Below are 15,515 nucleotides of genomic sequence, written 5' to 3'. Positions count from 1 at the left end.
CTTGAAAAACTCAAATTCAAGTCTTTTTTGATCTTCATCGCTTTTGGCTCCGCCTTTATACCTTTCCCTTTTCAAAAAATCAGTTTTGATGACGCTGGATTGTTCTAGTGTATCCAACAAATCAGCCCGTTCTTTGGCAGCCAAAAAAAACGGAATGTAGAGGTGTTTTGATTTCCCCAATAATTTCTCCCCATTGAGCCAAAAATACTGCAGATGGTCTTTGATATTTTTCAAAAAATTGGATGTAGCCTGGCCGCAGAAGCCTACACTGATCTCTTTCTGCTTTGAAACTGGCTTCCATTGCCCATTGAACCATTTTTTCAATGGGTCTTGTTGCAGTAAAGCAGGTATGGCCATCTGCTGCTTCATACTTTTATATGGGCCGGGAGTGAGGAGTAGGTAATTTTCAACCCCCGGGTCAAAAAGCAAATCTGCATCGGATACCATAACCAAGGTTTTTTGGAAGGTGGAGGCCAGACTATCATGGTATTGAATACATTTCCGACCACCAGCACGACCTAATAAATCTGACAGGGGAATGGGTATAAAAATAAAATCTGCTTCTTCAACTGAATTGACAAGTTCAAAGTATTTTTCTCCCTCATCAGCTAGCTGAATTTTCTCCGAATGTATGGACACAAATAGGTCAAAGAAGTAACCTTCACATAAATGGTCTTGGTCAAAATAAAGCTTCACCTTGGAAAATGTGAAGATGCTATCCAATTCTTTTTTCAAAAGTCTGTCAACCATTACTTCAGCTTAAATTTCCCTCTTGGAAAAAATCGATATTGCAATTTTCTGAAAACACTTCTCACTTTACTTGGGGTGAGGTATTTTATCAGGTTTACCAGATTAAAATCCTCTGGAAGCTTTCTGGAAAAAGGAGTTTGCCTTAGGTATTTCCAAAACAAAAATTTGAAAGGATGCTGATTGCTTGTTTGCCAAGGCTTGCTGCTACCTGTAAAATGAACGATGACTGGATTAATCTTTGCCTTTCTGATTTCTTCTATATCAACTCCAGGATCATCTGCCTCATACTCCTCCTCATAAAAATCCATAGTCAGGTTATATTTTACAGGAAGTTTTTTCCACCTGTTTTTAACCATAACATTCAATCCGCACTGATCTACAAAACGGATTAATTTAGGGTTTTCATGCACAAATTCTACAACTTTTCTACCCAGATTATTTTCTCTCCATTGCCTGAGATTCATCAACATTACTCCTGAATTAAAATAACCATCCTCTTTTTCCACTCCCAATTTTGGACTCCAATCTACTCCAGGGGTCCAAACAGCGGCAAGGTAATCATTTGTAAGATCGGTCTCCCATATGGGTTTCAAAGAGCCTAAAACAATAATATCTGCGTCAAGGTATAAGATTTTATCTTCTTTGAGGAGATCAGGAATTAATAGTCTATAATAGTTCGCGCATTGAAAATGTAAAGAAGTGACAAGCTGGCTTAAATCTCTTTCTTGAATAATCTTGACTTCAAAGTCTAAATCACCTGTTATTATACGGAATTTGTTTTTTTCATCATCTGAGATTTCATTGCAGAAAAGATAAATCTTTCTGATTTCTGCCGCATTATACTTCAACAGGGAATGCATGGCTACAGCCAGAGGCATGAAAAATCTTCTGTTTACAGCAAAAGCTACAATCATAGTGTTGCCTGATTTCTATCGGTTTTGAATATCTTATCATACTCACTTTCTGGACCAAAGATCTCTCTGTACCATAATGAGGTGAAGAACAACTGCTTCATCCAGCCTAAGTTTTCTGTTGGATTAACTTTAAAATCCTCCACAGCTTGTTTGATGTCTAAGTGAGAAAGAAAACCCATTTCAAACAAAGGAGAAAGATGCATAGATTCCAAATGATCTCTCAATTCGGGGTTCTCAAGAATGTATTTATCCCAAGGCATAGAGAGTCCAATTTTTCTATGGTCTCTGATATAAGTCGGCAATTTCTTGCCAAAGGAATTCATCGCCAACATCTTCCCCTTGCCTTTACTGTTGAAATATTCATCAGGCAAGGAAGCTGCTCCGGTAACCAATCTATAATCCAAATAAGGTTCTCTGCATTCGATTGAGGCTCCCATGGTGGTCCTGTCATTCTTATCATTGAGCGAATGTAGATGGGAATGCTGCTCTAGGTAAAGCAGTTGTCTATACCTATTAGTTGGGTAAAGTGCTTTTGCCTCCTCAAGAATGTTTACCCTGTAAGAAGGTATGAGATTAGAAGACAGAATTCCAAGTTTCTTAAGATCGTTAAGATAAACCTCGTTGGCATTCATAATCATCTGAGCATCAGGATTCCTTAAAGACATGTAGCGCTTTAACTTTTTTAGCCTGTCTTTTTTTAGGTATTTATCTGGTATCAGATTAATCAAATCCAAAAGTCTATACCTGAAATTTCCGTCATGCACTTTATACCTTACATATCCCCCCAAAACTTCATCTGCCCCTTCTCCAGTAAGAAGTACAGTAACCTTTTTTTTAGCTTTTAGACTTAATCCCAGTAAAACATTGTCTGTAAAATGCATCAATGGCTCATCATTGATATGTATTGCCCTTTTGGTAAGCGCTACTTGCTCTTGACCCAAAAATTCATGTCCATTATAAGTAACATTAAGCTCTTCAGAAAATCTTTTTGCAATGTGGGACTCATCATGTTGGTATCCTTTAAACATTACATTCCAAGAACTCAGATTCTTAAATCCTTGACTAGCCTGACTGTGCACAATACCACTGCTATCCAAGCCCCCACTTAACAAAGTTCCTACAGGTACATCAGCGATCATCCTAAGCTTGACACTATCATTAAAAGTATCTTCAAACCATTCATAGGGTTTGGCAATATTTTCAAAATTTCTTGCAGCATCTCCCAAATGAAACCATCTCTTGGTTTTAACGTCCTCGGCGTTAGATGTTAGTTCCATCAAATGACCTGGAAGTAACCTGTTAATCCCTTTAAATATGGTATTCTCTCCTGAAACATACCTGTAAATAAACAATTCATCTAAGTGATCAGGATCCACCTGTCTTGAGACACCTGCGGCAAAAATCCCCTTGGGTTCACTAGCGAAGCTAAAGCCTTCTTTTCCAAAATGATAAAACAAAGGCTTGACACCAAACCTATCTCTTACCAAACTCAGCTTTTGTTCCTTCTTGTCCCAAAAGGCAAAGGCAAAAAAACCATTAAGCCTATCCAATACAGCAACACCGTATTCCATTAACAAGTATAAAAGCACCTCAGTATCTGAGGTGGTCTTGAAGCTGTACCCTTTTGCTTTTAATTCTGGGTAAAATTCCTGGAAGTTAAATATCTCACCATTGTACACCAGCACATAATTACCGCAAGGCGAATGAAAAGGTTGATTGGCATGCTCAGAAAGATCGAGAATGGAAAGTCTTCTGTGTCCCAAAGCAAGCTTACCTTCAAGATATACACCCTCCGCATCAGGTCCTCTATGGTAAATGGCATCGCTCATAGCTTTTAACCTCCCTTGAAAAGCGGGTTCTTGATGCTGCCAAAATCCTACGATTCCACACATATTATTTTTTCTTTTCTAAAAGTTGTAAATACCTTTCAAAGATAAGTTTCATATTTCTTTCAAAACTAACCTTTGATTCTATAAAATCTCTATTCAACTGAACCTGATCGAAATATTTATCTTTATTCAAAATATATTCTTCAATTTTAGAGGCTAATATTTCCGGTTGTCCTACAGGAACAAGAAAACCATTCTCCCCTTGCCTGATAAATGCTCTATTTGCCGGTAAATCAGTCACAATCGGAAATGAGCCGCTGGCCATGGCTTCAAAAAGAGAAGCAGAAACCCCTTCTGTTTCTGGAACAGCCAGATAAAAATTACTTTCTGCAAGTAATTCAGGAAGCAATTTATTATCTATTCGGCCAAAAAAGCGAATCCTATCTTCAACTTCCAACTCTTTACTCAAATCCTCAAGTTTGGTCCTCAGAACTCCGTCTCCCACTATCCAACAACTGGCATTGACTCCTCTCCTTTTCAAAATGGCAAAAGCCTTGAGAATATCTTCATGCCTGTATATATCAGAAAGGGACCTGGTCACTATACCGATTGCCTCATGCTCCTTCTGTGTTTGTGGTCTGAATTTATAATGAGAAAGGTTGATACCTTTAGGTAAGACCATGATCTTTGAAGGTGCTGCACCAGATTCGAGCATTGCATAGGTCATAACATTTCCCCAAGCATGGACTAAATCCGCCTTTTTATATACTTTTCTTTGAAAATATCTTTTGTAAATTCCTGTAAAGCCTTCTTCAGGGAAAGCATCAGTAATACCCTGCTGGGCAACTACCCTTACCTTAGCCTTTACGAGTAAAGCAAAAAAACCATAGCTGGTAGCCCTTTCTGCCAATACCAAATCATAAGGCTTTTGGAATCTCATGAAAAATAGTTCTATAAGAAACCGGGCAAAAAAGAGTAATCGCCTCCATCTTTGAGGGGTAAAAGCCACTTCCTTGGTTTCTATTTTTTTCCCAAGATTCAGTTCAATACCTTCAATCCAGGTCTTAGCATCGGCCCTATAAGTTTCTCCCAGGAATAATATTCTCATAATTGTCTTAATTTCATTCGGATTTCAAAAATTCCAAAACAGAGCCAGGGTTCCATTTCAACTGTTTCTTTGCCAAATCATCATCAAATGTTAAACTGGAAGTGAGTTTTTCCAAGCGGTAGGAATTCAATGGAAAAAAAGAAAGCTTATCGCCAATGGCTGCAAAAGGTTTAAGCCAGAGAAGTGGAATCCTCCTGATTTTCTTTTGATATTTTTCAGCTAGAGCCTCTTCAATTTCCCTCATACTAGGGTGCCTTTGATCAGTCAGGTTAAAAGTACCGTTTACACCTTCCAACCTTGGAATCAAGTCAGCAATATCCTTTGCCAGAACAGCTGATTTTCTGGAAGATCCGGTTCCAATCCCCAAATAATACCCATTTTGGATAGCCCTTTCCATAGCACCTAAGTTACCAGGAGCATTTTCACCTACGATTAGGGGAAGTCTCAAAATCACCAAATTAACCTGCTTGAGATTACACCACTCTTTGAGGTAGGTTTCAGCCATGATTTTACTTTTGGCATAGGGTGTTTCACCCAATAAAGGGGAAGATTCATCTATACCTTCGCCTTCCTCAAGACCATATACTGCTACTGTACTGATAAATATGAGGTTTTGAGGAATATTGCCTGATCTTTCAAATCCTTTGAGGAGGTTCACGGTTCCTTTATAATTGATCTTGAAGAAGGCCTCCTTTTCTTCAACTGTTTTTGGAATGATATGGGCTTTCCCAGCGCAATGTATAAAAGTCTTTACTTCTGGTATACCTGTGGCAACACTTTCCAAATCACACAAAACATCATCGCTTTGACTCCGGCCCAAAGTATAGCATTCATTTTTGATTTTCATGAAAATCACTTTGCCCAAAAAGCCTGATGCTCCCGTCAAAAGGTATTTTTTCATTCCAGTTCCTTAATTTTTTGAAGATATATCGCAGAAAGTATTCCTCTGTCAAATTCTTCTTCTGCAATTTTTTTTGCTGCTTTTGCCATCGCTTCTCGGATTTCAGGCTGTGTATGCAATAGCAGCATCGCGTCCGCAAATGTCTTGGGATCATTGGGATCCACATTAATACCACAGCCTGCATTCTCTACAAAATCCCTGATCCAACCTTTTGTAGATTGAATAATTGGAACTCCGGCAGCAAATGAGTCAAACATTTTATTGGGCGAATTGGTGTGTAAAACAGGTATGTCTTTGAAGGTTACAAAACTCGCTTGCGCAATGGAAAACCACTTAACCACTTCTCTTTTTGGTATTAGGCCAAAAAATTTAACGTTTTGTTCAAGTCCAAATTTTCCAATAAGACTTTCCAGATGTTCTTTTTCAGCCCCATCGCCAATCATAGCTATTTTCACATCATTCTGTTTCAATTGAGCTACCCCATTGATAATCTGTGAACACTCATCCATCAAACCCAAGGAACCTGCATAAATAAAAACTGATTTCCCATTCCAGTCTGATGGGAAATTTTCCGGATATTGCTTTTCCGGTAATTGAAAAAGATCATTGTCTGATGAATTGGGGATTACCAAGGTTAATGCCTCAGGGCAAACTTGTTTGACACCTGCTTCCATTCCAGGTGAGCAGGCCACCACCAGATCAGATTTTTTATAAATCCACTTTTCAAAAGCATAGCCCAATCTGACAATTAAAGGATTTTTTATTTTTTCAAGCTCCACAGCCCCTCTCGGCCAAAGATCTCTTACTTCAAACACAAACTTTTTACCCCGAATCATGGTAGCGGCTAACCCTGGAATAGCAATGGTAATCGGTCCAGAACTGCATAAAACCACATCGTAAGACAACCTTAAAGCATAAAATACAGATACACAGGAGAAAATAAAGGCATTGAGCATACGACTAAACAAACCTGCTTTGTTAGAATCCGGAGAGTTGATGACAATCAAGTCTATATTCTCAATTCTTTGTTTAGAGATAAATTTATCGGCTTTAATATCGGATTTATAATAAGGAGAAGTTACTACAGTGACTTGATGACCTTCATTAGCCCATCTTTTCGCAAATTCATAGAAACGGGTACTCCAACCACCATTAGGTGTACCGAAATACTGGTAAAAAATAAGGATTTTCAAAATGTTATATATTTTTTGTTTTTAAGGGGGAAAGCTATTATAACTACCTGTTCTCAAAATTATCACGAGCCATATTCAATATATCGAAGAAATGCTTGGAGAAGGCTGCCCCCGATTTCTTGGGGTCTATTGCATTTTCGAAGCTAGTCTTCCCTTTTTCTGCAATTTTTTGAAAAGCTGCTGGATCTTTGAGTACCTTTTCAATTTTAGCTTTGAGATCCTTGGCATCCCATCGGTAACTTAAATGGTTGTCATCCTGGTAGATGTCAGGATATGTTTCTATATGGCTCATATCCGGTTTGAAAAGTAAAGATCCAGTCCGGAAAGTTTCAAAATCCCTATAGCATATTTCCCCCCAACCAAATGGAGAGAGACTGATAATGGTTTCTTTCATTTGAGCTAAATAAGCCTTAGGGCCAAGTATGACGTCTGCTTTGTAGGAAGATTCAAAGTCAAAAGTTTTGAAAACTTTTAAGGTCAAAAGTCTATGTAACCTGAAAACATCATGCTGACCTGGAAAAAGATTTCCCTTAAACATAATTTTATTACTTCTTTTTTGAAGTTCACAAACAGGCTCTGGGGGAATAACAGCGCTATTTTTATTTAGGATGTTCAAAAATTTCCCCAGTTTTCCGCTCATTTGAACCTTCCAATCAATAAGTGCTAAATTCCAAGAAACACTGATTTTGTGCAAATGCCCTTTACTAAGTGAAATAGGTTCAAAGCTATTTTCATTTTTGAACTTGAATTGAGACATCATCTGATCCCTGAAAAAGTGACGCTTTAAGGGTTGCAGGTATATTGTCTTATCCCTGAGTAATTGCTTGGATAAATACAAATCCACCTGATCCACGATTTCTGGAAATATTGGTCCTGTGGAATCATTACCTGAAAGAAAAATGATTGGACAATTTTGTTCTTCCCTAAGTTTCTTTAAAAAGTCTACCTTAGAGTATCGCTTTCCTATTAATCTTGGTAAAGATAAATCAGAAACAAACAGATAGTCGAAGGTATCGGATAAAGCCTTTTGAAGAGAGTGTGTAAAAACAAACTCACAGCCCTGTTGCTCTAACATTTCTTTAAACGACAACAAAGGAAAAACAGAATTATGCCCTTCCCTATGACGGAAATATAGAACTCCTATTCTCATACATTTTCATGAACCTCATTAATAATGAGTTGGAATTTACCAGATTTAGATCTCGGTAAAAGCTCCACCTGCTGAAAATCAAATAAAAAACTTTCTTTATAGAGGGTTTCAAAGGACTCTTTGATTTTTTGTTGACTGCATTCGTCAAGCTGTTCCTTTGAAATATATTGTAGTTGAAAACTATTTTCTGTCTTCTGAATCAATGTGAACTGTTCCACTTCTGGGAAAAATTTCAATACCCTCACTACTGTCTGAACAGTGATGTATTTATTTTGGGGTGTTTTTAAAAACTCCGTGGTTCTTCCCAAAACTTCTTCCAACATAGGCAGCTCCATACCACAGTCACAAGTAGTCTTTTTGCTCTTTATTGCCAAATCGCCAATTTCATACCGGATAAGAGGTGTTGTGTAATTATCCAAGCCAGTAAGCAATACCCTACCCATTTCACCCGGACCCACTTCATTTCCGTTTTCATCTACAACTTCCAAATATACATGGGGTGTCATGATATGGTACGAACCATGACTGCACTGTGATGCTACCATTAAACCCTCCGAACTTCCATAAGTATCGTACACCTTGCAATGAAAGGCCTGTTCTATAGCTTCCCTAAAATTTGGCAATAACTTTTCCCCAAGTGAAATTACGGACTTGAACCTGATGTCGCTGAGTCCGTGATCAAGAGCTGTCTTTGCAAATAAATACAGACTGGATGCATAGGCTACATAATGGTCCTTAGGCTTCTTTCTCAAATCATGAAGCTCCTTCAACATCTCATCCTCGTGATGCTTGAGGGCCTCAATATATTTCGTCCTGAAGAAAATATCCTTGATGCGCTTTTCTCTTGAACGGTTCAGATTTACCCCAGTTTGTAAAATGCTATTCCCATATTCATAGCCTGCCCAAGACCACCAAGTGAGTTGGACTGCTCTTGTGGCAGCCATTTCTTCTTTGTTGAAATAAACCTTGCTAGGTGGACCGGTAGATCCACTTGACATCACTGCCTGAAGACCATCTAGAGATTTCTTTGTGATCAATTGATCGATTTTATCCCTTACTGTCTGTTTATCCAGTATAGGGAATTTTGACAAAAACTCTTCAGGGTCAGCTGAGGGACTAATATCAAGAGCCTGATAATAAGGGCTGTGCAAAATAGCATACTGAAGAACCTTTCCCAGTTTTTGATTTTGTAAAGATTTCAGCTCGACTGCTGAAAGCCTTGTCAATCCTTGGAGCTCCTTGATTTTTTTTGGAAGTCCACCTCCTAAAAATTTATCTCCGAAAGGAAGCAAAAAGTTTTTTAACAGAAATGAATACATCATAACAGATTTAAAACCGGTCTGGGCTTTTCTTCAGAACTCACTTTTTTTACGGGTTTCTTTTTCTTCAGTTGTACAATTTGCAAAAGACTCAGACCAATCATCAACGGAGATATAAATGTCCTCATGGCCGCATGGAAACTGGTGTAAATTCCTACAAGGAAAAAGGCCAAGAGCAATCCCCTTATCATTGGGTTTTTATGTTTTCTGTAATTGATAAAACCTACATAACACAACAAAATAAAATACATCAAACCCAACAATCCGTGCTCAGCAAGTAATCGGCTAAGCTCGATATGAGCAGCAACTTCTTCCATTGTATTTCTGAGATACCTGGATGCGCCTGCTCCCACTCCCAGAAGTATGTGATTTTCCCAGATTTCCAAATCGCCGGTAAAAATATCAAGTCTTCCTGTGGTATAGGTATTGAGGTCTTTTTCTTTTGCACCGGCCAGTGTACCTGCGGTCTCTCCTTGGTATCTTAATAAAAGCATTCCTCTAGTCAGCTCATTGGCTACATAGAAAGAGACAACAATCAATAAAATTGCTGGAATTACAAACTTGCCGATTTTGGGCAGATTATATTTTCTTATCTGTATGCCCGTGCTTTTTGATAGAAAGAATAAAACCACGACGACACCGACTACAGTCCCAAACATCCCTCCCCTTGAAAAGGTTAACAATCCCTGCACACAGAATGCCAGGAATATAAGTGCATCCAACCATCTTATTCCTGAAAGTCTCCACTTATTGAGCCAGATGACAAAAGCTAAAAATGCACCTAAACCCAAAGCTGTAGACACCTGATTTGATCCAAAACCAGCACTTGCCAGAGTATTGGCTCCCAATTCGAAATCAACATCATCAAAATCCGGAACCCTATATATCGTAAAACTCAAGACCGAAACCAGAGGCAATACTGCCAATAACAGTGAATAGCCTAGGACCTTAACAGATACTCTTTTTTGATAAAAAAACCAAACGGCCAAAGCCACATTGATTGGTCCCAATACATTGAATACCAAGTCAAGCCATTCAACTCTACCGGATTCATCGATAATCAATGCCGGAATCAATAAAAACAACATTACGAATCCAATCCAACTCTTTTTTTGGAACGTAAATATCCCAAATACGAGCAATAAGAAAAGAAGATATTTCCCCAACTCATAAGGAATGAATGGGGAGGAGCTCGCCATTCTTGCAAGGAGCTCAAATGATGTCAGATAAACCGTATATAAAATGAGAGGGGCTGGAGAACGGGTAGATTGCAATACCCATAGAATTGAAGATATGGCCACCAAATAAAACCATATAATCACTGGTAATGGAGAAAATGCAGACGCCAACCCCAAAACCACATGGAATACTAGCCACAAAAGGGGATATTTTGATGTTACTATATACTTCAGCAATTTCTAACCTTATTTATTTTTTTGCAGCACAAAAGCACTTTTTGAATGGGAGCCTAAAGATACGGCCCATTAGTTAATCATCTTTGCTACTATCATTTTTAATTTTTTCGGCCAATCCTTATCCATACAAGGTTTTTCTATCAAAACAAAGAATATTATTGATACAAAAATCACAATTGGAATTCCAATCATTAGCTGAACCATCAGATTAGGAAAATAATCATTCGAAACAGAGAATCTCCCAGTAAACTTCATCAGAAGGTGGAAAAAGGGATAATGAATAAGGTAGATGGTGTAACACATCCCTCCTACCAAATAAATTATCGATCGGCTAAAAAACCAATTGAATACATGTCCCTTGAATGTCGCAATGAAAAGTAAAAATATTGAAATATTGAAAAGCAGGTTATTCAGCATATCCACCTGAGGCTTATAAAAATAAAAGAGTGTGAAAATGGATATCAATCCAAAAATATCCCATAAAAATGATTTTGTTTTAAAATAATGTTGATAGTGTAAATAAGCTAAAGCAAAGAAAAACCCAGTGAGAAAATTACTTAAAAACACGAATATAGTAAAGTCCCAACCAGGTGTACTGTTCGAATAGATATAATTTTTGGCAAAAATAGAAGCTGAAAATAGCAGGAGCAAACAAATCAATACCCATGCGCTATGTCTTTTAAAAAATATGAGCATGGCTAGAAATGGGATCAAAGAATAGAACTGTACCTCTGTTTCCAAACTCCAAGTCACGGGATTGATGATAGAGGGCATTTCATAAATAATGGTATGCAAGTAGAATAAACTGGCCCAGAAATGAGATAACATTTCCGAATAATCCGCTCCAAGTACTAGGATATGGACTAAAAAAAACAAAATTAAGGTCACAACAAAAGGAGGTTCAAGTCTGGTCAATCTCCGAATAAAATACTGCTTCAGAGAAATCGCTCTGCCACCATACCAATAGTGCTTGATAAAAGGAACCGCTAAAATAAATCCTGAAATCCCAAAAAAGACTTTTACACCCAAATCCATTCTCACAATCCACCATCCTAAATTTAAAAATCCATCATCTGGTAGGTTGTTTAACCAATCCACACCTATTTCTCTGGAATAGGCTGTGTTGAGGTGGAAAATTAAAACAGTGAAAATTGCGAAAAAACGTAATCCATCAATTTCAGGGATAAAATTACCTCCTGATGTTTTTCTTTTCAGTAAAGTATTAAATTTCCAATTCATGCTTTACTGTTTTGCAGCGGAGCTACTTGTCCCCTTAGCACGTCCAACATGTATCTCGCCTGAACTTCAGGTTTGCAATATCTTTCAAAATACTTCTTCCCACCTAATGCAATTTTACGGTGGTAATTACTGTTTTCTGATATGAAATTGATCACTTCAGGCAACTCCTCCTTGTCATGGATGTAGTGGATTTCCTCGCCATTCTTTGGATAAACTGGTAAGTGAATTTTAAATGGGAAAGATAAGACAAAAGAACCCAGATTCTGACTTTCAGCAAGTCTCCAACTCACAGCACCCAAAACAGCCGGATTGTTAAATGTAATCATAGACTTTCTTGATTTTTGTGCGAAGGATGTTGGACTGTACTCACGGGTATTTAATAAATGTTCATACTCACCATGTGCACCATCCTTTCTGCGAACGAACCCACCTTCAAATTCAATTTTGGGATTTTGTCTACATGCTTCAATAAATGCAGCACGCAATTCATTAGCCCATTTTTCTTTTTTCCAAATGGATCCTGAAAAGAAAACATAATTGGAGATCCTATAATCCCAAACCTCATCTTGATAGCGTGTTCTCAAATTTTGGGCATACAATTCTTTTAGAAGGGCGACTGGAGCTATTTTAAAAAGCGGATTTAATTTAAAAACCTTAAAGTAGTCTTTATGAACCTTGATAGGATAATGAGGGAATAAAGGGAAGACCTTGTCCTTCTCATAAGCATCATGGCCTTTTACTTTATTGGTAGCAAAATAAAAATCAACCTTATCAAGGAGACTTTGATCTACGCCCATAGGGTCATGGTTATCCACAACTCCAATTTTGCCTCCTACCTCAAATATTAAAAACCCTCTATTGTTATAAGACTCAAATTCTTTAGAACCGGTATATTCCAAATCAGCAGTTTTATTTAAACCGTGGAGGTAGTATGACGAGTAATAGTTTGAAATATTATGAATGTAAACTTTCAATGCAAATTGGTTTTTAAGGTTTGATTGCTTAATCCTAAAGCCTGTAAAAATTCGAAATATTCAGTTAAAAATTGTTCACTACCATACATTTCTTTCACGTGTCTTTGAAAGGCAATTGCTTTTTCTTCCGCCTCCTCATGCTGGGTGCTCACATAAACAATGGTTTCAGCCAAATGACTTGGACTATTTGCCGGCACAATATACCCGTACTGCCCTTGTCCTAAAACTTCTGCACAAATCCCCACATCAGTGGAAATCACTTTCAGCCCAGCCAAGCCATATTCAAGTAGAGCAACAGGCAAACCTTCCCGATCAGAACATACAAGACCTACATCTCCGCTAAGTAAAACTTCTCCAACATCTTCAATAGGCCCTAATACACTCACTTGATTATTCCATCCATTAGTATTGATCAATTTGTTTACTTCTTGGAATATTTGCTCATCCATTACTTGTCCTATCAGCTTCAAATGGAAATCAAAATGCTGAGCCTGAAGAATTTCAACCGCCTTGAGTAGATTTAAGTGTCCTTTTTCCTTTCGAAAATTGGCTACATGCAAGATGTTTGGAATTGGGTTCAATTTCTTTTTCTTCTTAAAATTCAAAAAAGGGAAGTTTTTGATGTATTTGATCTTGTTTGGAGAAAAGCCAAGTTCTTTGATCCACCAATCCCTGATTTCAGAATTTACAGTAATTATTCCATGGATGAACTTGCTGAATATTTTAAGTTCTTTTCTTGGATTATCCCTGATTACCTCCTCATTCACCCCCAAGTGGTCATGCCATATCAATTTCACTTTAGGGAAAAACATCCTGATCCCCACAGCCCAATAAATAGAAGTAGAGTGTGCATGAAGAATATCAGGTTTAATTTCTTTAACCAAGCCCATTAATTTTTTAAAGGCCTTCAAATCAAAAGTGCTTCTTTTTTGAAGGCTATGCAGAGTTACTCCTGGCAAAAGGAATTTTGATAAGGGTCCTTCTTTTCTGGAAACCGCCAAAAAAGACTCTATTCCAACTTCGCTGAAGGCATTGGCAATATTCACAGCCATCCTTTCTGCACCTCCCATTTCCAATGTGTCTATAAGTTGAAGAATCCTCATACCTCAATCAATTGCTTAAAATAGCCTTAATTTCTGATTCAAATTTCTCCAATGTAAAAGCTCTTGACCAGGCCATAGCCTGGAATGCTTTCTCCTGGTAGACCTCAGGATGGTTGAGGTAATATTCAATTTTTGACACAATTTCATTGACATTTTTTCCTACCAAATCCCCTCTCAGCTCATCTCCAAGCATATACGGAACACAAGAAACCGAAGAAGTCAGAGGCAGGCAGGCCCAGAACATGGATTCAGCGACCACTTTAGGCCAGCCTTCACTCTCAGAGACAAAGATTAGAAAATGAGCATGCTGAAATGCTTTTTTGACTTGCTCTGCTGGCACATTTCCATGAAATCTGACTGCGTGGTTTAATCCGTTCTCTTGAGAATAATTTTGCAGGTATTCAAATTCCGGTCCTTGACCGAAAAATTCAAGTTCAACATTATAGCCCAAATCCAACAAAGCTTCGCAAGTCTGTAAACTGATTAGTGGATTTTTAGCTTTTTGCAAACCTCCTACAAAAATCAAGCGGATGGGAGCTTTTTTTTGTAAAACTCTGGGATTACTTTCTACAATTTCCTTTTCAGAATATGAGGCAGTGAAGAAAGGCTTCAGATTGGGATTTCCAGGTTCCCAATCCCCGTAAGTCAAAACAGCAATGTTTTTACTGAACGCTGTATTGCTGACAAGTTTCTGCTGCAGTTTGTAGGTAAAGGGCTGAGCACTTTCTGGATCCCAGTTAGCCGCATACTTGACCGTCTTTTTTTTCTTTGGGAAAAATACTTGAGTTAAAGCTCCCAGCAAACCCATATTTCCTGGGCATCTCAAATGGATATGATCAGAATGATACATATGGTACAAAAGCTTCCCTAAGATGGTTGGAATATAAAATAAAGATCGGATAATGGAATTAAAACCCAACAGGTCAAAACTTCTCACGGATATAAAATTGATTTGCGGGTGTAAATAGTACAAATCTATTGGATCAGGACTGACGTCACGTGTTAAAGGAGCTATTACAGTGACCCCCTCCACATGTTTCAACCAAAGATTCATTTCCTTAACATATGGTCCATATGCCCAGTAATTACCATCCTTAAAGACATGCCTGACGTGGGTAACGATAAGAAAATTGGAAACTTTCTTCCCCTTCATGGGATAGTTCAATTTTGTTTGGATTGGATCAAATTGGAATAGTATGAATTACTTTGATCAGCTATGGTTTGTAGAGAAAATTCATTCAAAACCTTTTTTCTGGCATTTTCTCCCAAGCTGTTTTTCAATTCTTCATTGGCCAATAGCTCCATTATTTTTGCTGCAAGTTCATCATGATCCAATGGATCGGCCAATAAACCGGAAATACCATCATCTACCAATTCAAAGGCGGGACCTATTTTGGTGGCTACAAAAGGTTTCCCCATGCTCATTACTTCTATCCATGCCAAGGGCATGGCTTCCATATGAGATGGATATACGCATATATCACTTGATTCTATCCATTGAGGTACTTCAAGATTAGGTAAAACTCCCAAAAAATGTACGTGTGGCTTGATTTCCGCATCTATAATTTCTTTGATTCTTTCGGTATAGGAACTGCCATCTGGGTACTTCCAATCCCTACC

14 protein-coding genes are annotated in these 15,515 nt (G+C 38.0%); all 14 read right to left on the bottom strand.

Annotated elements, in window-relative coordinates; genetic code table 11:
* The coding region (locus EA341_RS13470) for a hypothetical protein (RefSeq protein WP_293015465.1) at window positions 1–750 on the bottom strand (750 nt) is incomplete at its 3' end.
* Window positions 750–1,664 (bottom strand): glycosyltransferase family 8 protein, encoded by a 915-nt coding sequence (locus EA341_RS13465; protein ID WP_293015462.1) that lies wholly within the window; start codon window positions 1,662–1,664, stop codon window positions 750–752. The genes EA341_RS13465 and EA341_RS13470, both read right to left, overlap by 1 nt.
* The gene (gene asnB, locus EA341_RS13460) at window positions 1,661–3,556 is read right to left on the bottom strand and encodes an asparagine synthase (glutamine-hydrolyzing) (protein WP_293015459.1); all 1,896 of its coding nucleotides are present in this window, start codon (window positions 3,554–3,556) and stop codon (window positions 1,661–1,663) included. The genes EA341_RS13465 and asnB overlap by 4 nt, the downstream gene beginning before the upstream one ends.
* A gap of 1 nt (window position 3,557) precedes the next feature.
* Complete coding sequence (locus EA341_RS13455; RefSeq protein WP_293015456.1) at window positions 3,558–4,601, bottom strand: glycosyltransferase; 1,044 nt, start codon at window positions 4,599–4,601, stop codon at window positions 3,558–3,560.
* Between the two features lie 13 nt (window positions 4,602–4,614).
* Entirely contained in the window at window positions 4,615–5,502 is an 888-nt protein-coding gene (locus EA341_RS13450; RefSeq protein WP_293015454.1) for an NAD(P)-dependent oxidoreductase, read from the bottom strand.
* A complete protein-coding gene (locus tag EA341_RS13445) occupies window positions 5,499–6,695 on the bottom strand; it encodes a glycosyltransferase family 4 protein (RefSeq protein ID WP_293015451.1) in 1,197 nt (398 codons plus the stop codon). Before EA341_RS13445 ends, EA341_RS13450 begins: the two co-directional genes overlap by 4 nt.
* 43 nt (window positions 6,696–6,738) lie before the next feature.
* Window positions 6,739–7,845 carry a response regulator gene (locus EA341_RS13440; RefSeq protein WP_293015448.1) on the bottom strand — a complete coding sequence of 369 codons (1,107 nt, stop codon included), beginning with the start codon at window positions 7,843–7,845 and terminating at the stop codon, window positions 6,739–6,741.
* Window positions 7,842–9,167, bottom strand: coding sequence for a phenylacetate--CoA ligase family protein (locus tag EA341_RS13435; RefSeq protein WP_293015445.1), 1,326 nt, complete (start codon window positions 9,165–9,167; stop codon window positions 7,842–7,844). The genes EA341_RS13440 and EA341_RS13435 overlap by 4 nt, the downstream gene beginning before the upstream one ends.
* A complete protein-coding gene (locus EA341_RS13430; protein WP_293015442.1) occupies window positions 9,164–10,543 on the bottom strand; it encodes an O-antigen ligase family protein in 1,380 nt (459 codons plus the stop codon). Before EA341_RS13430 ends, EA341_RS13435 begins: the two co-directional genes overlap by 4 nt.
* Window positions 10,544–10,648: 105 nt before the next feature.
* Entirely contained in the window at window positions 10,649–11,818 is a 1,170-nt protein-coding gene (locus EA341_RS13425) for an acyltransferase (RefSeq protein ID WP_293015439.1), read from the bottom strand.
* The gene (locus EA341_RS13420; RefSeq protein WP_293015436.1) at window positions 11,815–12,792 is read right to left on the bottom strand and encodes a hypothetical protein; all 978 of its coding nucleotides are present in this window, start codon (window positions 12,790–12,792) and stop codon (window positions 11,815–11,817) included. Before EA341_RS13420 ends, EA341_RS13425 begins: the two co-directional genes overlap by 4 nt.
* The gene (locus EA341_RS13415) at window positions 12,789–13,895 is read right to left on the bottom strand and encodes a glycosyltransferase (protein ID WP_293015433.1); all 1,107 of its coding nucleotides are present in this window, start codon (window positions 13,893–13,895) and stop codon (window positions 12,789–12,791) included. Before EA341_RS13415 ends, EA341_RS13420 begins: the two co-directional genes overlap by 4 nt.
* Window positions 13,896–13,902: 7 nt before the next feature.
* Entirely contained in the window at window positions 13,903–15,048 is a 1,146-nt protein-coding gene (locus EA341_RS13410) for a glycosyltransferase (protein ID WP_293015431.1), read from the bottom strand.
* Between the two features lie 8 nt (window positions 15,049–15,056).
* Window positions 15,057–15,515: glycosyltransferase family 4 protein (locus EA341_RS13405; protein ID WP_293015427.1), on the bottom strand; the 459-nt coding region annotated here is incomplete at its 5' end.

It is taken from the genome of Mongoliibacter sp. (genome assembly GCF_007692705.1).
GTDB lineage: Bacteria > Bacteroidota > Bacteroidia > Cytophagales > Cyclobacteriaceae > Mongoliibacter.
The sequence above is the reverse complement of the archived record's forward strand: the minus strand, read 5'-3'. Positions and strand labels throughout refer to the sequence as shown.